18 protein-coding genes and 1 tRNA gene are annotated in these 19,180 nt (G+C 46.4%); 6 read left to right on the forward strand and 13 right to left on the reverse strand.

Annotated elements, in window-relative coordinates; translation table 11 throughout:
• Positions 1-64: 64 nt before the first annotated feature.
• Positions 65-655 carry an SOS response-associated peptidase gene (locus tag NSB28_RS17850; RefSeq protein ID WP_109747958.1) on the reverse strand — a complete coding sequence of 197 codons (591 nt, stop codon included), beginning with the start codon at positions 653-655 and terminating at the stop codon, positions 65-67.
• Between the two features lie 252 nt (positions 656-907).
• Here NSB28_RS17850 and NSB28_RS17855 point away from each other — a divergent pair.
• From NSB28_RS17855 to NSB28_RS17865, 3 genes are all read left to right on the forward strand, one after another.
• Positions 908-980 (forward strand) — tRNA-Ala (locus NSB28_RS17855).
• Between the two features lie 114 nt (positions 981-1,094).
• Complete coding sequence (locus tag NSB28_RS17860; protein ID WP_109747957.1) at positions 1,095-1,583, forward strand: GNAT family N-acetyltransferase; 489 nt, start codon at positions 1,095-1,097, stop codon at positions 1,581-1,583.
• Between the two features lie 135 nt (positions 1,584-1,718).
• Entirely contained in the window at positions 1,719-2,162 is a 444-nt protein-coding gene (locus NSB28_RS17865) for a hypothetical protein (protein WP_109747956.1), read from the forward strand.
• A 61-nt stretch (positions 2,163-2,223) separates the two neighbouring features.
• Here NSB28_RS17865 and NSB28_RS17870 read toward each other — a convergent pair whose 3' ends face one another.
• The 9 genes from NSB28_RS17870 to NSB28_RS17910 all read right to left on the reverse strand — a co-directional run bounded on the left by NSB28_RS17870 (position 2,224) and on the right by NSB28_RS17910 (position 12,836).
• Positions 2,224-4,143 carry an NAD(+) synthase gene (locus NSB28_RS17870; protein ID WP_257497915.1) on the reverse strand — a complete coding sequence of 640 codons (1,920 nt, stop codon included), beginning with the start codon at positions 4,141-4,143 and terminating at the stop codon, positions 2,224-2,226.
• A 118-nt stretch (positions 4,144-4,261) separates the two neighbouring features.
• Complete coding sequence (hslO, locus tag NSB28_RS17875) at positions 4,262-5,140, reverse strand: Hsp33 family molecular chaperone HslO (protein ID WP_109747954.1); 879 nt, start codon at positions 5,138-5,140, stop codon at positions 4,262-4,264.
• Positions 5,141-5,158: 18 nt separating this feature from the next.
• Complete coding sequence (locus NSB28_RS17880; RefSeq protein WP_109747953.1) at positions 5,159-5,920, reverse strand: class I SAM-dependent DNA methyltransferase; 762 nt, start codon at positions 5,918-5,920, stop codon at positions 5,159-5,161.
• A 24-nt stretch (positions 5,921-5,944) separates the two neighbouring features.
• Entirely contained in the window at positions 5,945-7,003 is a 1,059-nt protein-coding gene (gene hisC / locus NSB28_RS17885; RefSeq protein WP_109747952.1) for a histidinol-phosphate transaminase, read from the reverse strand.
• Positions 7,004-7,013: 10 nt separating this feature from the next.
• A complete protein-coding gene (locus NSB28_RS17890; RefSeq protein WP_109747951.1) occupies positions 7,014-8,204 on the reverse strand; it encodes a pyridoxal phosphate-dependent aminotransferase in 1,191 nt (396 codons plus the stop codon).
• Positions 8,205-8,282: 78 nt separating this feature from the next.
• On the reverse strand, positions 8,283-9,221 hold the full coding sequence (locus NSB28_RS17895) for a DUF2156 domain-containing protein (protein WP_257517597.1): 939 nt from the start codon (positions 9,219-9,221) through the stop codon (positions 8,283-8,285).
• Positions 9,196-10,917: an ABC transporter ATP-binding protein gene (locus NSB28_RS17900; RefSeq protein ID WP_109747950.1), complete on the reverse strand. Its 1,722-nt coding sequence runs from the start codon at positions 10,915-10,917 to the stop codon at positions 9,196-9,198. Before NSB28_RS17900 ends, NSB28_RS17895 begins: the two co-directional genes overlap by 26 nt.
• 115 nt (positions 10,918-11,032) lie before the next feature.
• Positions 11,033-12,379 (reverse strand): phosphoglucosamine mutase, encoded by a 1,347-nt coding sequence (gene glmM, locus NSB28_RS17905; RefSeq protein ID WP_109747949.1) that lies wholly within the window; start codon positions 12,377-12,379, stop codon positions 11,033-11,035.
• 139 nt (positions 12,380-12,518) lie between these two features.
• On the reverse strand, positions 12,519-12,836 hold the full coding sequence (locus NSB28_RS17910; RefSeq protein WP_109747948.1) for a winged helix-turn-helix transcriptional regulator: 318 nt from the start codon (positions 12,834-12,836) through the stop codon (positions 12,519-12,521).
• A 342-nt stretch (positions 12,837-13,178) separates the two neighbouring features.
• On the opposite strand from NSB28_RS17910, the gene NSB28_RS17915 reads away from it, so the two are divergent.
• The 3 genes from NSB28_RS17915 (at position 13,179) to NSB28_RS17925 (ending at position 15,590) form a co-directional block, all read left to right on the forward strand.
• Entirely contained in the window at positions 13,179-13,967 is a 789-nt protein-coding gene (locus NSB28_RS17915; RefSeq protein WP_109747947.1) for a protein-ADP-ribose hydrolase, read from the forward strand.
• A complete protein-coding gene (locus NSB28_RS17920) occupies positions 13,903-14,853 on the forward strand; it encodes an SIR2 family NAD-dependent protein deacylase (protein ID WP_330665399.1) in 951 nt (316 codons plus the stop codon). Before NSB28_RS17915 ends, NSB28_RS17920 begins: the two co-directional genes overlap by 65 nt.
• A 179-nt stretch (positions 14,854-15,032) precedes the next feature.
• Positions 15,033-15,590 carry a flavodoxin family protein gene (locus NSB28_RS17925; protein WP_187374362.1) on the forward strand — a complete coding sequence of 186 codons (558 nt, stop codon included), beginning with the start codon at positions 15,033-15,035 and terminating at the stop codon, positions 15,588-15,590.
• On the opposite strand, the gene NSB28_RS17930 is transcribed toward NSB28_RS17925, so the two are convergent.
• The 3 genes from NSB28_RS17930 to NSB28_RS17940 all read right to left on the reverse strand — a co-directional run bounded on the left by NSB28_RS17930 (position 15,584) and on the right by NSB28_RS17940 (position 19,074).
• Positions 15,584-16,630, reverse strand: a complete 1,047-nt coding sequence (locus NSB28_RS17930; protein ID WP_109747945.1) for a MerR family transcriptional regulator — start codon at positions 16,628-16,630, stop codon at positions 15,584-15,586. The two genes, NSB28_RS17925 and NSB28_RS17930, sit on opposite strands and share 7 nt — an antisense overlap.
• Before the next feature lie 246 nt (positions 16,631-16,876).
• A complete protein-coding gene (gene dcd, locus NSB28_RS17935; RefSeq protein WP_109747944.1) occupies positions 16,877-17,398 on the reverse strand; it encodes a dCTP deaminase in 522 nt (173 codons plus the stop codon).
• A 71-nt stretch (positions 17,399-17,469) separates the two neighbouring features.
• On the reverse strand, positions 17,470-19,074 hold the full coding sequence (locus tag NSB28_RS17940) for a diguanylate cyclase domain-containing protein (protein ID WP_257497914.1): 1,605 nt from the start codon (positions 19,072-19,074) through the stop codon (positions 17,470-17,472).
• Positions 19,075-19,180 lie beyond the last annotated feature (106 nt).

Below are 19,180 nucleotides of genomic sequence, written 5' to 3' on the forward strand. Positions count from 1 at the left end.
TCCACCTCACATTTTCATTATATCCGTATATATGTTCGATGTAAAGTGGAATTTTCTGTCATCCTTACCACAGATCCAGCGTCTGCTGAACATACCCACCGCTCTTTTTCAGCGGTATTTTTTTAGGCCTGAGCATCTCCCTGGCCTTCTCTCCGTCAAATATCCAGTCCCGCAGTTCATCCTCCTCCAGGATCAAAGGCATCCTGTTATGAACATCTTTTACGAATTCATCAGCCTCCGCAGTCAGGATCACAAACCGCTCTTCCCCCTCAAAATCCCCATAAAAACCTGCCAGATATAATACTTTTCCATCCTCGCGCATAAATGTCACTTTATTTTTATCAGAATCCCATTCATAGAATTTTGCGGCCGGTATCACACATCTCCTTTTGCGGACACTTTCAGAAAACATGCGCTTCTCCAGAGCTGTCTCACTGCGCGCATTAAATATCACTCCCTTTTTCTGGATTCCCGGAAATCCCCAGACAAAGAGCTCCTCCGCAAATTCTTCATTTCTGCCTATGATCACCGGCGCTCCCTGTGTGGGCACCACATCACCGCTCTTTCTCATCTGCGCCAGTCTTTCACTGACCTGGCGCACGATCTTTTCGATCTCCCTGCCTGTAGAATCATCTATATAATATCTTCCGCACATTGCTCCCTACCTGCCTTTCTTCTTATCTCCCAGTCCTGCTGCATCTCTATCTCCATTTTTACCAGAGATCATAAAATAATTCAACAGTCCGGGACAAAATATTGTTACTGCCCACTCCGAACAGTGACAAAATATTTTCTGCTACTTTCAAAAATCCTCTTCACTTTTAAATAAAACATGATATAATAACTATAGTCATCAGGTACAACTATAATGAGGAATTCACATATTTTATATGGATCAGCATTATCCGGGGATATAGCTCAGCTGGGAGAGCGCATGCTTCGCATGTATGAGGTCGCGAGTTCGAATCTCGTTATCTCCACTGTTTTTATTTGCCACATCAAAGATAGTATGTTTTCGCCTTATCAGGACATATGTAAAAGTGTTCTGGAGGATAAAACATACTATTTTTATAATCAGTAAGGAGGAGAGAAAAATGGAAATTATCCAGATTGGCGAAAGCGAAGCTAAAATGATTGCGCCGTTAGCCGCTTTATTTCGTGTTGCTTTAAAACAATTCAAGGGGATAAGCTCTTTGCCTGATAATGACGCGGGGCTGGCTGAAATCGTGGAATATCTGAATTCAGGTTTTCCCTGCTTTGCAGCAAAAGAAGGCGGTACTTACACCGGTTATCTCGTGTGCCGGGTGGACAGGCCTGTTGTGTGGGTGGAATCTGTTTTCGTACATGAAGCATACCGCAGAAAAGGAACAGCTACCGCATTATTTAAAAAGGCTGAAGAGATCGCCGCATCATTTGGAGAGACTACTGTGTATAATTACGTGCACCCCAATAACAGCCAGATGATCGCATTTTTGCGCAGGCACGGATATACAGTTTTAAACCTGATCGAGATCCGCAAGCCCTACCCGGATGAAAAGCTGCTCCAAAAAATAGATGTTGGAGAAAATACATTTGACTATTAAGTATACTGTTCCGGCAGCTGTCTGTCTTGCAAAAAAACGTCACAAATGGTAATATGGTAACTGTAGTAATGATTCAACAGGACCGTGCATCTATTGTCCAGACTCCGGACCTGCCCGAAAGGAGACATATCTCGGATGGAGGTACATAGTACAAAAAAGTTTTTGATCGGCATAGGCTGGCTCCTGCTTGGCCTTTTATTGCTGGCTATGGTTATTGTGAAGGCTTTCCGCTATCCTGTCATCGATTATTTCCAGCTGATTATTCTGACACTTTTTGTTTTTTTCTTTGGCATCACATCTCTGCTGCAGAGTTTTTCTCCTCCCACAGAGATCAGTTCCGCCGAAGAAGGCGCTGCACTGACTGCAAAATGCAACAGCATCGGATTCCAGGCTGCTTATTTTACATGTTTTGTGGGACTGGTGATCCTTCTTGTGGTGACCTGGTTTGTAAAGGAGATCGCACTCGTATATATAGCTCTTACGCTGACCGGCCTCCTGCTTATCATGTGGGTGTCCCAGCTGGCTGCCAGACTTTATTATGAGCTGCAAAGCCAAAATAAGAAGAATAAGAAGAAATAACAAAAACTGAAAATCCCTGTCCCACAGCGGTAATAACCGGTGCGGGCAGGGATTTTTACTGCTAATCAGCTGTTATCCTGTCCAGATCCCCAATCCAAAGCCTCACGCATGCATCGCTGGGCATTCTCAGATCACCTCTGGGTGAAACTGCCACAGACCCTACCTTGGGCCCGTCAGGCAGGCACGAACGCTTGAACTGCTGTGAAAAGAACCTGTAGTAGAACTTCTTCAGCCATTTCAGTATTGTCTCTTTACTGTAGGCCCCATCAAAAGCAATCTTTGCGATCCTGTAGATCTTTGACGGGCTGTAGCCAAACCTGAGTGCATAGTACAGGAAGAAATCATGAAGCTCATACGGCCCCACCAGATCCTCCGTCTTCTGAGCGATCTCGCCGTCTTTTGGAGGAAGCAGCTCCGGGCTGACAGGTGTATCCAGCACATCTTCAAGTGTCCGGGACAGCTCCCCGTCACCGCAGGTGTCCGCATAATAAGATACCAGGTGGCGCACCAGTGTCTTTGGCACGGATGCATTCACCCCGTACATAGACATATGGTCTCCGTTATAAGTGGCCCAGCCCAGAGCCAGCTCAGACATATCTCCAGTACCCACGACCATTCCGCCCAGCTGGTTCGCCACATCCATCAAAACCTGAGTCCTTTCCCTTGCCTGGCTGTTTTCATAAGTTACATCATGCACATCAGGGTCATGTCCGATATCCCTGAAATGCAGCTTAACGGCCTCCTTAATATCCACTTCCAGCAGATTGGCTCCCAGCTTCCTTGTCAGCGTACATGCATTCGTATAAGTCCTGTCCGTAGTCCCAAAACACGGCATGGTCACTGCAGTGATGGTATTCCTTGGCAGAGAAAGCATGTCGCATGCCTTTGCCATAACTAAAAGTGCAAGCGTGGAATCCAGACCGCCTGAGATCCCCACTACTATACTCCTGCAGCCTGTATGCTGCATACGCTTTTTCAATCCCAGGGCCTGTATGGAGAGTATCTCCTCACATCTTCTGTCCCTGTCCTCCTTGACGCCCGGTACAAACGGAGCTGGATCAAAAAAGCGCTCCAGCTTCATTTCTTCTGTTTCCAGATGGAATGCATTCTTCTGGTAATCCGCATTTTCAGCTGAGGTGAACGTGCTCATTCTCCTCCGCTCACTGAGCAGGCGGAAAATGTCCAGATCACTGTATACCGTCTCATTCTTAAACCGGGCTGACTGGGCCAGAAGAGTCCCGTTTTCCGCTATCATATTATGGGCGCTAAAAACCAGGTCTGTAGATGATTCTCCCTCTCCCGCGCTTGTGTAGATGTATCCGCAGACCAGACGGGCCGACTGGCCTGTTACGAGGGATTCTCTGTAAATGCTTTTCCCCGTATTCTCATTGCTGGCGGAAAGGTTCACGATCACTGTGGCACCTGCCATGGCATGAGAAATGCTTGGGGGCTTGGGGCTCCAGATATCTTCACAGATCTCAGCCGCTACCTTCAGGCCCTCCATCTCCCTGCAGGCGAACAGCTGGCTGCTGCCAAAAGGAACCGGCTTCCCGTCAAATTCCGTCCATATGACTTCTTCATTCCCCGGCGAAAAATATCGTCCTTCATAGAATTCAGAGTACATGGGGATACACTTTTTCGGCACCAGGCCCAGAAGGCTGCCGCCGCTGACGGCTGCTGCCACATTATAGAGCTTTCCCTCCTGCTCCCAGGGCAGCCCCACAAATATAAGAGCATCCTTTCCTCTGGAATGGAATATGATCTCCCGCAGAGACTTCCGCGCTTCCTTTAACAGCAGATCCTGTCTGAACAAATCCTCACATGTATACCCTGTAATACACATCTCGGGAAATACAAGGATCTTTGCTCCATGTCCGCAGGCCTCATCCATCCTCATACATATCTGCTCTGTATTAAAAATACAGTCTGCCACCCTCACATCCGGCGTCACTGCCGCTACCCTGATAAATCCGTCCCTCAACTGGCGTCCTCCTCTCATCTCTTATCTGATTGTAACTGTTCTGTACCTTCACAGTTACATGCACAGACCTGCTGAATAGTTACCTATTTGGTTACTGTTCACTCCGTGACCAGTAACCCTATTTGCTTTTCTTAAGCATCTCTCTTAGCTCCGGCACATCAAATGTATAGCTTTTATTGCAGAAGTGACAGTTCACTTCTATGGGCTTTCCGTCATCTATCATTTCCTGGATATCCTTTTTCCCGATGCTGATGATAGCTTTCTCCACACGCTCATGGCTGCAGTTGCAGTAATAAGACACAGGATACTTTTCATTTATCTCAAGGCCGAAATCTCCCAGCAGTTTTTCCAGTATCTGCTCAGGTGTATCTCCCCCGTCCAGCATGGATGTTACTGACGCCATTTCTGAGATCTTTTTCTCCAGGGCATCTATGACAGCTTCATCTGTAAAAGGCATGAGCTGAATGATGAATCCGCCTGCCTGCCTTACGGTATTATCGTGGTTCATGAGTACTCCCAGCCCCACAGATGAAGGAACCTGCTCAGAAACCGCAAAATAATAAGTCAGATCTTCTGCAATCTCACCTGTCTGCAGAGCAGTCTGTCCTGCATATGGTTCTTTCAGGCCCATGTCTTTAATTACATTCAAAAATCCTTTTCCAACTGCTCCTGAGACATCCAGCTTTCCTTTTGCATTTGCAGGCAGCATCACACCAGGCTCTCCCACATAGCCCTTGACTCTGCCATGGGAATCTGCCGTCACGGTGATCCCTTTTATTGGACCGTCTCCCCTTATCTGAAGTGTCAGAAGGTCATTTTCTCCCTTCATCATTACTCCCATCATAGCTCCTGCGCTCAGAAGGCGTCCCAGGGCTGCTGTTGCCACCGGGCTGGTGCCGTGGACTCTTCTTGCCTCCTCTGCCATCTCTCTTGTGACAGCTGCAAACGCCCTTATCTGGTTATCTGCCGCAGTCGCCCTGACTATATAATCTGCCATATCGGTTCCTCTTTTCTATTACTTTCTTTGTTTTCCCTTTTCCCGCGCCAGGACATAGATCCTCTCACTGTCCTCCTTTGGCGCCTCCTTTGTGAATGCATCATAGGCAGCCACAAATTCCATTCCCGCTTCTTCTAAAAGCCGCCGGATCACAGTAAGCCTGTATGCTTTCTGGAAGTGTGTCTCCTCATATTTCCGGTACAGGCCTCCCTCTTCCCTCATGAAGATAGTCAGATCATATTCATTGACTTCCTCCTCAGGGAAATAGCTGTTTTCCCAAATAAAGCTGCATTCCTCGCGGTTTTCGGCTATGACACAGTCCCCCAGGAGCTGCTCATATTTATAGACTGTATTCAGGTCAAAGAGAAAAAGGCCGCCCGGATCCAGGTAATTATTGACCAGGGAGAAGACCTGCCTCAGTTCATCCTCCGAAGTAATGTAATTTATAGAATCACAGACACTGACTACAGCAGCCACCGTCCCGTACAGCTCAAATTCCCTCATGTCCTGCATCAGATAAAGGATATCGCGGCCGGAAGAGCGCTTCTTCTCCATGGCTATCTCCAGCATGTCAGGAGAATTATCTATCCCGATCATGTCATATCCGCGCCCGGCCAGGTATTCAGTAAGGCTTCCCGTACCGCAGCCCAGCTCCAGCACCAGCGTATCCCTAATATGATATTCTTCCAATAATCCACAGACATATTCTCCCCACTGCTCATAGGGCACATTATCCATGAACGTGTCATACACACGGGCAAAGCTTGTATAAGCCTGCATACTGATTTCTCCTCCTTATTTCTCTCACTGTGCCGTGTATGCCTTAAGGAAATCCACAAGGGCCTGCATCTCCTGGCCAGTCCCGATCGTGATGCGCAGGAAATTGTCTATCCTTGGCTTGTTAAAGTAGCGCACATATATCCTCTTCTGCTTTAATGCTTCAAATAAATCCCTGGCCAGATACTTTTCATGTGTCACAAATAAAAAGTTGGCGCAGGAATCTGCAAAATGAAAGCCCAGTTTTTTAAGCTCTCTCTTTGTCCATTCCCTTGTCTGTATGATCTTCTCTGTAGTTTCCTGAAAATATGCTTCATCCTTCACTGCCTCCACACCCAGGACTAAGGCCGTCCTGTCCATGGTATAAGAATTGAAGGAATATTTCACGTCGTTTAAATATTTGATCAGGCTCTTATTTCCCATGGCAAAACCAATTCTCATGCCTGCCATGGAACGGGATTTTGAAAAGGTCTGCACAACAAGAAGATTGTCATATTTGTCAATCAGGCTCACAGCTGATTCTCCGCCGAAGTCGATATAGGCCTCATCCACGATCACAACCACGTCCTGATTCTGCTGTATGATATACTCAATATCTGTTAAATCCTGCGCTATCCCCGTGGGAGCATTTGGATTCGGAAATATGACTCCGCCGTTATATTTCTTATAATTCTCTTTAACAATATTAAAATTCTCATCGAGAGGCTGGCATTCATACGGAATCCTGAGCAGGTCGGCCCAAACATCATAAAATGAATATGTAATATCGGGGAACAGGATAGGCCTTCCTGAATGAAAGAAGGTCATAAATGCCATAGCCAGCACATCATCAGACCCCACTCCCACAAATACCTGATCCTCTTCAAGACCGTATCTCTCTGCCAGCGCCCCGGTCAGGTCTGAAGCTGCCGGATCAGGATAGAGGCGCAGCGCTTCTGCGTCCATCTCTCTGAGCGCCGAAGCCACTCCCGGAGCAGGCGGATAAGGATTTTCATTTGTATTCAGCTTTATCATTCCCGGCTGATTCGGCTGTTCTCCCGGCACATACGGAACCACGGTCCTGACATTCTTTTCCCATGCTTTCATGAAATTCTCCTTAGTTATTTATATATTCCTCTGCCAGCTTTCTAAAATAAGGCAGAGCTTTTTCGATAGTTTCATATGCAACACAGTAGGCGATCCTGACATAGCCCGGGCAGGCAAAGGAGCTTCCCGGCACAATAAGGATATGGTACTTTTTAGCCGCCTCACAGAACGCCTTTTCATCCTCCAGGGGTGACTTCACGAACAGGTAAAAGGCCCCTTCAGGCTTCACGCATTCATATCCCATCTCTGAGAGCCCGCTGTAGAGAAGCTTTCTGTTCCTGTCATAATACTCAATGTCCGTTGACGCCGAGGTACAGCGGGCCACAACCTTCTGGAAAAGAGAGGGAGCGTTGACAAATCCCAGTATCCTGTTGGCCACATTGGCGGCAGCCCTCAGTTCTTCGCTGTCAGCAGCCTCATCCGGAATGACCAGGTAGCCTATCCTCTCTCCCGGCAGTGACAATGACTTGCTGTAGGAATACCCTACCACTGTATTGTCATAATACTTTGTCAAATATGGGACATTAAGGCCGTCATAGGCCAGCTCCCTGTATGGTTCATCAGCGATCAGATAAATATCTGTCCCGAATTCCTTCTGTTTATTATTCAGTATGTCCGCCATCCTTGTGATGGTTTCTTCTGAATAGATGACACCTGTGGGATTATTGGGAGTGTTGATGATAACTGCCTTTGTCCTGCCATTTATCATCTCCTCAAATGCCGCCAGATCCGGCTGAAAATCAGGTGCGTGGGGAGGCACTGACCTTAAGATGCCGTCATAATTTTCCACATAGCTTCTGTATTCTCCAAAATACGGTGCAAAGGTGATCACCTCATCCTGCGGATTTAAAATGGACTTTAAAATCACATTCAGGCCGCCTGCCGCACCTACTGTCATAAGGATATTCTCTGCGCCAAAGGCTGTCCCAAACCGTTCATTTAAGGATTCTGCTATCTGGGAGCGCACGCCTTCATACCCGGAATTATTCATATAACCGTGGACTTCCAATGGGTTTTCTTCTTTTAAAATAGCCTCTATGGCTTCCTTCACTTTTTCAGGCGGGGCTACATTTGGGTTGCCCAGACTGAAATCATAGACATTCTCCGCACCGTATACTGACGCCATCTTTTTGCCTTCCTCAAACATTGCCCTTATCGCTGAACTGTTCTTCACAAATCCCTTCATCTTATCTGCGATCATCTTGCTCCTTCTTTCTTTTGTGGTAAATACACAGGTCCGCTAATTTTCTTACGGTCTGTGCAGAAAAGCACAGACCTGCTAAATATCTGCCTTTTGTGTAACAGTGCCCTTCTCGACTAAAAATGCAGGATGGTAGGAGAGCTTCGCCTGGCGCAGCCCTTCTTCGCCCACATCATCTTCTCTGTTCACATACTGATAATCCATGCACTCATGCTGTACAAACTGCTGATTGATCATCGTATACGCCCCCTGGATATCAGACATGGCCTTCTCTATGTGGACTACCATAGTGTCATCGCTGACCGGCTCTCCCACTGTGAAGGCCGCTACCTGCCCATTCACCCTCAGCACGCCTCCGCAGAATCCCAGCTCTTTATAAAGCCTCAGGGAATTCAGCGCCACGCACATCTCGGCATTTTTCTCCCGGTCTGCCTCGCAGCCGTTTTCCCTGCGCCATAAAAGCGCCATCTGGAAACAGTCCTCAACATTTTCGTCATTCAACGGCTCATAGCTCCAGTCAGGATACATACGCTTAAATTTATTAATATGGTTTTTCTTGCCGTGATATTTTTTTCCGGAGAGACTGGCCAGCTTCTCAGCTTCATATACATAGTCAGCATCATCCCTGTCATACTCTATCTCAAACCTGCCGGGATAAAGTTCTTCCAGGATATCAAACTGCCCGGGTGTCACCATGTGCAGCTTAAATTCTGCGCCTCTTTCTTTTGCATGATTTATCAGTGTCTCCAGTGCTGCCTTCACCCCTTCCCTTCTCCCTATGGGAAATGAGTAGGAGGTCTCATCCGCGCTCTGAAAGATGAGCATATCTTCCACAACAGCAAATTTAACTTTATAGTGGCAGGACCACAGATAAATATTTCCAAAAGTAAGTTCGCAGCTTCTGGACTGCTGCAGTGACAGATAGTGTTTGATCAGCTCTCTGTCTTCTAATACGGGTTTCTTAAATTGTATCTCCATGTTCTCCTCTTTTCTATCTTCCCTTGTAAAGCTTTGCATAGGCCCCGTCCTTTGCAAGAAGCTCCGCATGGGTTCCTTCCTCTTCGATTCCATTTTCAGTCAGCACCAGGATACGTTCAGCATTTCTGATCGTGCTTAAGCGATGAGCGATAACGAATGTAGTCCTGTCCTTTGCCAGCTCCTCCAATGATTCCTGAACAATCTTTTCACTCTCATTGTCAAGGGCTGATGTGGCCTCATCAAAAATTAGTATCGGCGGATTTTTCAAAAATACACGCGCAATTGATAATCTCTGCTTCTGTCCTCCTGAAAGCTTCGCACCGCGCTGCCCAATATCCGTCAGATACCCGTCCGGCAGGGACATGATAAAATCATGGGCATTGGCCCGTTTGGCCGCCACGATGACCTCTTCATCTGTGGCATCCGGTTTCCCGTAGCGTATATTTTCCATAATATTTTCAGCAAACAGGTAAACATCCTGCTGCACGATCCCGATATGGTCTCTTAAATCCTTTAACTGAATCCTGCGGATATCCGTCCCGTCCAGAAGGATCCGTCCCTCCACCACATCATAGAATCTGGGGATCAGGCTGCAGAGTGTTGTCTTGCCTCCCCCTGAACTTCCCACAAGGGCCAGGTATTCACCGGAACGGACCTTTAAGTTCACGTGATTGAGGACCTTTTCTTTATTATCCTCATAGTGGAAGGAGACATTCTCAAATTCCACATCACCTTTTACATCTTTAAGGCTATCAGCCCCTGGTACATCAGCTATATCAGGCTCTATAGCCAGTATTTCCAGGAAACGTTCATATCCGGAATAGCCGTTCTGGAACTGTTCTGTAAAGTTGATAAGCTTTTTCACCGGCTCAGTAAAGTTATTAATATAGAGCAGGAAGGTGATCAGGTCAGCCACCGGCATCCCTTTTCCTGTGATCAGCACAGCTCCCACCACGAGCACTACAATAGTGATCAGAGTTGTCAGAGCCCCAAGCCCGGAATTGTAGCTGCCCATGTACCAGTAGCTGCGCTTCTTGGACTCTACGAAACGGCTGTTGCCCTTTTTAAACTTCTCCATCTCCACTTCTTCATTGGCGAAGGATTTTACTACCCTGATGCCTGAAAGGCTGTCCTCTATCTGTCCATTAATATCCGCGATCCTGGCCCTGTTCTCCTTGAAGGCCTTTTTCATTTTTTTATTCATAAAAAAGGCATACACGGCCATGACCGGCACAAGGGCAAAAGCAGCCAGCGCCAGGAACGGATTAATGCTCACTAATATGATGAGGGACCCCACTATTTTGATGACAGAGATCAGCAGATCCTCAGGTCCGTGATGGAGAAGCTCGCTGATGTCGAACAGGTCGCTTGTGACCCTCGACAGCAGCTGTCCAACCTTCTGATTGTCGTAAAAAGCAAATGACAGCTTTTGATAGTGGGAGAAAATCTCATTGCGCATGTCATGCTCAATATTAGCCCCCATGATATGGCCATAATAGGCAATATAGAAATTGCAGACAAATTCCAGGACTACCAGCCCCAGCATAACAGCCCCCAGCGTCAGGATCATCTTCAGGGGCTCAGGCATATAAACTACTTCATTTGTGATATATCTCACAATTAAAGGGATAGCCAGCGTTACGCCGGCCCCCATGATTGCAAACAGCATATCAGACCAGAACAGTCCCTGATATGGTTTATAATATGAAATTAATCTTTTCCATTTGTGTTCCATGACTATTTTTATCCTGCTTCCGGCTGCCGGCTTATTCCGGCGGGCCAGAGTCTTTCCTTTTCATATTTCCTGCTGCTGTACACACTCCGGGCACAAAGCAGCAGTTTCTTTGTTCTCAGTTCACTATAAGCCCCTGCTCCTTCATTACGTCAATGACCTGGTTTACATATTTTTCGCAGAGTTCATCATCAGCTGCCTCTACCATGACACGTATCACCGGCTCTGTGCCGCTCTCGCGCACAAGGATCCTTCCGTCATCTCCTAAAGAAGCGCCGACCTCCTCCACAGCCTTTACCACTGCCGGATTCTCTCTGGCTGTCTTCTTGTCAGCCACCCTGACATTCTTAAGCAGCTGGGGATATATCTTCACTTCTCCTGCCAGAGTTTCCAGGCTCTGCTTCTTTTCCGTGATCACTTCCATCACCATGAGGGATGTGAGGATACCGTCGCCTGTAGTAGCATGCTTGCTGAAGATAATATGTCCTGACTGCTCTCCGCCCAGGCAGTGTCCATTCTGGACCATATTCTCATATACATATTTATCACCTACGGCAGTCTTCTCGTATTTGATGCCTGCCTTGTCACATGCTTTGTAAAGACCCAGATTTGACATGATCGTGGTAACGATCGTATCATTATTCAGTCTGCCCTCTTCTTTCAGATATTTACCGCAGACATACATGATGAGATCGCCATCGACCACATTTCCCCTGCCGTCTACTGCTATACATCTGTCTGCATCCCCGTCATAGGCAAATCCCAGATCAAGGCCCTTTTCCTTCACAAACTCCTGAAGCACATGGATGTGGGTGGACCCGCAGTCTGTATTGATATTTGTACCATTTGGCTCATTATTGATCACATACGTCTTTGCCCCTAACGCGTCAAACACACTCTTTGCGATCGCTGAAGCGCTTCCGTTTGAACAGTCCAGGCCAATCCTGAAATTTTTGAAGGAACGTGTGGCCAGAGATATCAGATAACCGATATAACGGTTTCTGCCTGCCACAAAATCCACGGTACGGCCTATATTCTCTTTAGTAGCCAGAGGTATCTCTCCGAACTCTCCGTCTATATATGATTCTATTTTCTCTTCTACTTCCGCCTCCAGCTTCTGTCCCATTCCATTAATGACCTTGATGCCATTGTCGTAGAACGGATTATGGCTGGCTGAGATCATGATTCCGCAGTCGAACCCTTCCGTGCGCACTACATAAGAAACACTGGGGGTAGTTGTCACATGGAGCAGGAATGCATCCGCACCAGAAGCGGTCAGCCCTGCCACCAGGGAATATTCAAACATGTAGCTGCTGCGCCGTGTATCTTTGCCGATCACGATCTGGGCCTTGTGTTCTCTTCCATAATACCATCCCAGGAAGCGTCCTACTTTATATGCGTGTTCAACTGTCAGGTCTACATTAGCCTCTCCGCGGAACCCGTCTGTTCCAAAATATTTTCCCATAATATAGTCTCCTTATTCAATTACTCCAATGCCAGCTTCGCGCGCACACTGCAGCGCTCTGCCATTAAAAATTACATACATGTTCAATTATACGATTGAAGTATGAAAAATACAATCTTTTTTTGCGCAGCCGGATTACCTACAGTTTCTTTTTATACTCTGTCCCCCATGCCACCATGGCGTCTAAGACCGGCTTCAGGCTGTATCCCGTATCCGTCAGAGTATATTCTACCCGGGGCGGCACCTCCGGATATACCTTGCGGCTCACAAGCCCGCTCTCCTCCATGGAGCGCAGATTTGACGTGAGCACCTTCTGAGAGATGCTGCCAATAGACTTTTTTAATTCTCCAAAGCGTTTTGTACCCCCCATAAGATCCCGGATGATAAGTACTTTCCATCTGTCACTGATAAGCATCAGTGTCGTCTCCACCGGGCAGTCAGGTAACTTTTTTTCCATAACAGGCCTCCATTTCTTTTATCCTGCATCATGTACAGTATCCAGATGCGTGAACAGTATCCAATTGGTAACTACAGCACATAAAAGTGCTTACTTTACATTTTATCTATATAGAAATATTATTAAATTATCCAGCAGGTCTGTGCATTTACTGCACTGACCATAAGAAAATGATTCAAGGGTGCAAAAATCCCATCGCCGAAGGCAATTTAAATTGATTTTTGCATGTAACTGTGAAGGTACTGAATAGTTACAAATATTATATGGTTAAGAGCAGATAAAAACAAGGCGCAAATATAAGCCTTTGCACTTCATGATATATATAATACGGAGGTAAAAGATATGAATACTCAGGAACAGCTGCTTTACATGATACAATATCTGATCCATGAAGATACAAAATACAGCAATCTGGAAATCCCTGATTCTATGGCGGAACAAAAGAAACTGCTGCGCTCCCTGATGAATATACGTCCGCCCAGACCGGTCCCTGAAGAATTTTTAGAGGTACAGGACAGCTATCTGGGCAGTGAGCTGAAGCTTAAAAGACCTGTCACACTGGCGGAACTCTCCCCTGTCCAGGAGGGGATATATCTCTGGCAGGGAGATATCACAAGGCTTCAGGCAGATGCTGTTGTAAATGCCGCAAACAGTGCCCTTCTGGGCTGCTTCATCCCCTGCCACGGCTGTATCGATAATGCCATCCACTCCGCTGCCGGGGTCCAGCTCCGTCTGGAATGCCGCAGGATCATGGAGGCGCAGGGGCACCCTGAAGCTGTTGGAACAGCCAGGATCACAAAAGCTTATAATCTGCCCTCCCGCTATGTGCTTCACACTGTCGGGCCTGTGATTCACGGGGAGCCTGACACAGAAGACTGTGCAGCACTGGCCTCCTGCTACCGTTCCTGCATGGAACTTGCTGCCGCATACAGGCTGGACAGTATTGCCTTCTGCTGCATTTCTACAGGGGAATTCCATTTTCCAAATGAAACTGCCGCCAGGATAGCCGTTGGGACAGTAAAAAAATATCTCCAGGAAAATAATTCTGAAACAGAGGTGATTTTTAATGTGTATAAAGACAGGGACTATGAAATCTACAGACATATACTCTCCGGGATTCTATCCATATAGTACTTTAGATAAGCTGCGGGAGGCATTAAACAATGCGGAGGCCATCATTATCGGCGCAGGTGCCGGTCTTTCTGTCTCCGCAGGTTTTACCTATAAAGGTGAACGCTTCGATAAATACTTCCATGATTTCGCAGAAAAATATGATTTTCATGATATGTATTCCGGCGGTTTCTATCCATATAAGACCCTGGAGGAACATTGGGCCTACTGGAGCCGATACATATACATCAATCGTTACATGACGGCTCCTAAACCTGTTTATGATAATCTTTATAAATTGGTAAAGGGCAGAGACTACTTTGTGCTGACTACTAATGTGGATCATTGTTTTCAGAAAGCCGGTTTTGATAAGCACAGGTTATTCTACACACAGGGCGATTATGGCTTATTTCAATGCAGCGAGCCCTGTCATCATGAAACCTATGAAAATATGGATTTGATTTGCCGGATGATTGAAGCGCAAGGCTATGCAGTGGATGGGGATGGTTTACTGATCTTGCCAGAAGGAAGGACACCAAAGATGACGGTTCCTTCTGAATTAATTCCTCACTGCCCCAAGTGCGGAAAACCTATGATGATGAATCTTCGTACAGACAGAACCTTTGTGGAGGATGCAGGCTGGCATCAGGCGTCAGACCGGTATTTTAATTTTCTGAGCAGCCACCAGGACATGAAGACAGTCTTCCTGGAGGCAGCAGTCGGATATAATACCCCATCCATAGTGAAGTACAGCTTTTGGCGTATGACGCACGAATGGAAAAATGCAGTGTATGCCTGCCTGAATTATGGAGAGGCTTATGCTCCGGAAGAAATTCAAAAGAAGTCTATCTGTATCAATGGCGACATCGGTGTAATTTTAGATAAACTGGTTTTAGATAATGTATAGGTTGAAAAATAGACAGCCCTATTGCATTTATGTCACGAAGGTATATACTATTTGCAACAGGGCTGGAGTAGAAACTTTGGACAGCCAACGTCGGAGCAGAAAACTGTTGACATACTGCCTGGCAGGTTAACCGATGCGAATCAGCCGTAATGGACAGAATATATAAAAGGAGTCTACACATGAAAACCTGTATCATCAATTTCAGCGGAAGAGCCGGTGGAAACGGACATGGAACAGCCGCCTTTGCCGCCGCGGAACTTATCCGCACATCTGAGCCGGAGATCATCGAGTTCTCGGGCCTTACAGTTAACGGCTGCGGCAGCTGCCATTATGAATGTTTCCGTCGCGGGCAGGCATGCCCTCATAAGGATGACGACATGTGGAAAGTCTACATGAAGGCTGCCGGGGCTGATATGTGCTGTTTCATAGTCCCCAATTATAACGGGCATCCCTGCTCGAATTTCTATGCCTTTGAAGAGAGGGGACAGGGTGTTTATCTGAATGCACGCAAAGAATATGAGAAGTATCTGAACGTGCCAAAAAAATTTATTGTCATCAGCAACACAGATGCAGCTCATTTTAGTCTTGTATTTGAAAACTGCCTTGGAAAAAATAAGAAAGCGGATATCCTTTTCCTGCGTGCCTCTGACTTCTCCCTGCCAAGTACCGGTACGGGGCTGATGACATCTGAGGATGCGCGCAGAAAAGTTTCCATGTTTCTGTCAGATTATCAGTAATTACAGCTGCTCTGTCTTTTATCTGCCCATATGACCCAGATCAGTTCATCCACTCTTTCATGCCGGCACTCATACCCCTGCGCCTTCAGCATCCCCTCTATCTCGTCTGCATTGCCGAAAAACTCATCATTCAGGACATCCTTTGCTCTCTCTGAGCACTTTTCCTCATATTCCTTTCTGGCATTCTCATCTGCGAACATGAGGTCAGCTATCACGATCCTGCCATGGCCTTCGGCTATCCTGTCCATCTCTGCAATTGCGAGGATCTTTTCGTCATGGCTGCAGTGATGGAATGCATATGAGGAAATAACCGTATCACACACATTATCACCCAACGGCAGCTGCAGGAAGGTCCCAATCCGCAGTTGGATCCCCGGGCATTTCTTTCCCGCCTCCCTGAGCATATTCACTGACTGGTCCACACCTGTGTAATCCTCAGGCCTGATCCCTCTTTTCAGGATCTCTGCTGCCAGGTTGCCTGTACCTATTCCTATCTCCACGATTCTTTTTCCTTTGGCTGCTCCGGCTGCACAGCAGATCACCTCATCATAATGGACATAAAAATCCAGCCCCTGACCGCCTCTTCTGATATCTGCATCATAGTGGGATGCCCAGTTGTCAAAATTCCACTTGTCCTCCCACTCATTTGATGCAGTGATGATATCAGCCGTCTTTTCCATTTTCTCCAGGATATCATCACATGGACCACTGCTGTTAAGCATTAATTCTATGCTTTCCCCCAGCGTTTCCCTGACCTTTGTCATAGTATGGATATGCTGGTTCAGGATATTATACTGGGCCACAAACTGATTCAGGAGTTCATCCCCGCTGTGGGCTGCCATAACAGACCCTATAGCCTCTATACTGAATCCCATCTTTCTGTAGAGGATTATCATCTCAAGCCTGCTTATATCCTCCACGCTGTACTCCCTGTAATTATTTTCACCTCTCCCGGGGCTGATCAGGCCCTTCTCCTCATAAAACCTGACCGCATTTGCCTGGATATTCAGCTTTTCCGAAACCTGTTTTATTGAATACATCTCTCTTTTTTCAGCCGTCCTGTATGGGATGACTGTTCCTCCTTATTCTTGTTAAAAATAATATAGACCTTCGCCTAAGGCGAAGGTCAAGAGGTTATTTTTGTAACTGTTTGTAACTATTCAGCAGGTCTGTGCATTTACTGCACAGACCGTAAGAAAATGATTCAAGGGTGCAAAAATCCCATCGCCGAAGGCGATTTTAAATGGATTTTTGCATGGAACTGTGAAGGTACTGAACAGTTACAACTATTTTTCGAAATCCTTATACAGAAGACTGGGCTGGATACCGCTGTTATTCTGGTACTTTCCGCTCGTGTATAACTCATATTCTCCCAAAATATCATGGTAATATATCTGGCAGATCTCAACGTCCGGATATATACGCACCGGCTGTATACAATGTATCTCCAGAGTCCAGTATCCCGAAAAGCCAATGTCTCCAAAGCCTGCCGTCACATGGATGTACAGGCCCAGTCTTCCTATGGAAGACCTGCCCTCCAGCATAGGCACGAATCTCTCTGTTTTTGTATACTCGTTTGTCCTGCCCAGATACAGCACATTTGGCTGCAAAAGCAGGCCTTCCTCCGGTATCACCAGCTTTTTCGCCGCATTGGGGCGCTTCATATCCAGTTCATGCTCCTCATATACCAGCAGTTCATTGGATAATGTCAGGTTATAACTGTTTGGATTGATCCTGCTCTTGTCAAAGGGTTCAATAAATATGTCTTTGCCAATTCTCTTCTCTATTTCTTTTCCTGATAAAATCATGTATTACGCTCCTGTCCTGTTGTGCATGTTAAAATTTGCCTGTACTTTAAATTTCCCTTCACGCCGGGTTTTTATTCGTTATACGAAAATCCGCCGTTATGAGTCTCTTTTGCCTTGTATAAAGCCTCATCCGCCGCTTTTGTGAGCGCTGAGTAATTATCACCCTTTCTTGCGCGCACAGCTCCGGCTGACAAAGTGATCGAAGGCATGTTCCTTCTGGCAGCCTCTTTTTCAAGAGATTTATTTATATCCTGCATAATGTGCTCAGCGACTGCGAAATCACCCGTATTTGCTATAAACAGTGCGAATTCATCGCCGTGCAGCCTGGAAGCCAGATCGACTGTCCTGATACGTCCTATGATCATCTGAGCACACAATTTTATAACTTCATCTCCCACGCTGTGACCATAATTATCATTGACCTGCTTAAAATGATCCCCATCGATCATGATAAAGATTGCAGATTCATCAGGCTCCATTGCATCAAGCGCCTCACCCATACCTTTTCTGAAGGACTTGTCATTCATCATTCCTGTGAGGTCATCAATCGCCGCAGCTTTCTGAGCAACTGAGAGTGCGATCTCCAGCCTGCGCTGAGTCTGCCCAAGTTCCACATAAGCCTCCTTCAGCTCCCTATTCCTGCGCGCTCTGCCAAGACTTCCCAGAACGTAGATCAGAAGTATTTCTATAATAAGAAGAGGAATCAGCCATATGTCCATGGTCTCTTTCAGCATGCCCAGACGTGGCACCAGGATCATGAAATTATAACCGCCGCTCCCAAGTGCGCAACCATAATACTGCCTGCTGCCAATGCTCAATAAAACAGACTTCCCTGAGTCCTTCTCCAGCCTGGCAGTCCCATCCCCAAACTGCTTTCTGAATTCATAAAAGGCCTTTGTGGAATCAATGCTTTCCCTGATCTTGTCAGCCTCGTCCACTTCATTTTCATCTGCACTCTCCAGCTGCTGTTCCAGCTCTGAGAGCGCATCCTCCACCTCTTCTTCCGACATATAGAGATTTCCTCCAAGATAGTCAGAGTCCGTGCTGCCTATTATAGTGCCGCTGTTGTCAAAGATCATAACCTGTGTATCATCATAGTAATCCAGATTTGTGACCAGTGTCTGGATGTCTCCCATCTTGATATCATATGCAAATACAGTTTCCCCATCCGGCTGCAGCTGGGAGATCGTAGTCAGGATATAATGATTTGCATAGCTCATATACGGGGGAGTAAATACGATCTCTCCGCCGCCTGCCACGGCGTCTTTATACCACGGCCTCTCTTTGGCGTTGTACCCTGTCTTTTCATACTGGGAATAAGGTGTGTCCCAGCTGTAAAGATAACGGTCCCTGTAATACATGTACAGGCCGTCATATGTCTCTCCCTCTATTTCAGCCAGATCACCGTCCATACCTTTCAGATGATCCCAGATCTCGTCTGGAGTATTTTCCAGTTCCTTTGTCATCATCATGGAAAATACCCTGAAAGAACGCTTATAATCTTCCATGACCAGATTGAACTGTTCGCTTATACTTTCTGAATGGTTCCCCAGACTTTCATTTATATAGTCTTTTTCCCTGATACTGATAAAGAATATGGCTGCGATATTCACAAGCAATAAAATGACGGCATACTCAATTGCCTTTCTGGTATGTTTCTTCTCTTTAACACTCATAACTTCCCCCATTATTTTAACTTTCGTAACTGTCCAGTCCCTTCACAGCTGAATGCAGAAATCCATTTAAAACAGAACTGCTGAATAGTTACTAACTTTCACATAA

This window comes from Murimonas intestini (assembly GCF_024622195.1).
GTDB classification, from domain to species: domain Bacteria; phylum Bacillota; class Clostridia; order Lachnospirales; family Lachnospiraceae; genus Murimonas; species Murimonas intestini.

Bases quoted from the DNA above. Each gene is read 5' to 3' on its own strand.
- NSB28_RS17850 (WP_109747958.1), bottom strand. From the start codon at position 655: ATGTGCGGAAGATATTATATAGATGATTCTACAGGCAGGGAGATCGAA.
- NSB28_RS17860 (WP_109747957.1), top strand. From the start codon at position 1,095: ATGGAAATTATCCAGATTGGCGAAAGCGAAGCTAAAATGATTGCGCCG.
- NSB28_RS17865 (WP_109747956.1), top strand. From the start codon at position 1,719: ATGGAGGTACATAGTACAAAAAAGTTTTTGATCGGCATAGGCTGGCTC.
- hslO (WP_109747954.1), bottom strand. From the start codon at position 5,140: ATGGCAGATTATATAGTCAGGGCGACTGCGGCAGATAACCAGATAAGG.
- NSB28_RS17880 (WP_109747953.1), bottom strand. From the start codon at position 5,920: ATGCAGGCTTATACAAGCTTTGCCCGTGTGTATGACACGTTCATGGAT.
- hisC (WP_109747952.1), bottom strand. From the start codon at position 7,003: ATGAAAGCATGGGAAAAGAATGTCAGGACCGTGGTTCCGTATGTGCCG.
- NSB28_RS17890 (WP_109747951.1), bottom strand. From the start codon at position 8,204: ATGATCGCAGATAAGATGAAGGGATTTGTGAAGAACAGTTCAGCGATA.
- NSB28_RS17895 (WP_257517597.1), bottom strand. From the start codon at position 9,221: ATGCAAAGCTTTACAAGGGAAGATAGAAAAGAGGAGAACATGGAGATA.
- NSB28_RS17900 (WP_109747950.1), bottom strand. From the start codon at position 10,917: ATGGAACACAAATGGAAAAGATTAATTTCATATTATAAACCATATCAG.
- glmM (WP_109747949.1), bottom strand. From the start codon at position 12,379: ATGGGAAAATATTTTGGAACAGACGGGTTCCGCGGAGAGGCTAATGTA.
- NSB28_RS17910 (WP_109747948.1), bottom strand. From the start codon at position 12,836: ATGGAAAAAAAGTTACCTGACTGCCCGGTGGAGACGACACTGATGCTT.
- NSB28_RS17915 (WP_109747947.1), top strand. From the start codon at position 13,179: ATGAATACTCAGGAACAGCTGCTTTACATGATACAATATCTGATCCAT.
- NSB28_RS17920 (WP_330665399.1), top strand. From the start codon at position 13,903: ATGTGTATAAAGACAGGGACTATGAAATCTACAGACATATACTCTCCG.
- NSB28_RS17925 (WP_187374362.1), top strand. From the start codon at position 15,033: ATGAAAACCTGTATCATCAATTTCAGCGGAAGAGCCGGTGGAAACGGA.
- NSB28_RS17930 (WP_109747945.1), bottom strand. From the start codon at position 16,630: ATGTATTCAATAAAACAGGTTTCGGAAAAGCTGAATATCCAGGCAAAT.
- dcd (WP_109747944.1), bottom strand. From the start codon at position 17,398: ATGATTTTATCAGGAAAAGAAATAGAGAAGAGAATTGGCAAAGACATA.
- NSB28_RS17940 (WP_257497914.1), bottom strand. From the start codon at position 19,074: ATGAGTGTTAAAGAGAAGAAACATACCAGAAAGGCAATTGAGTATGCC.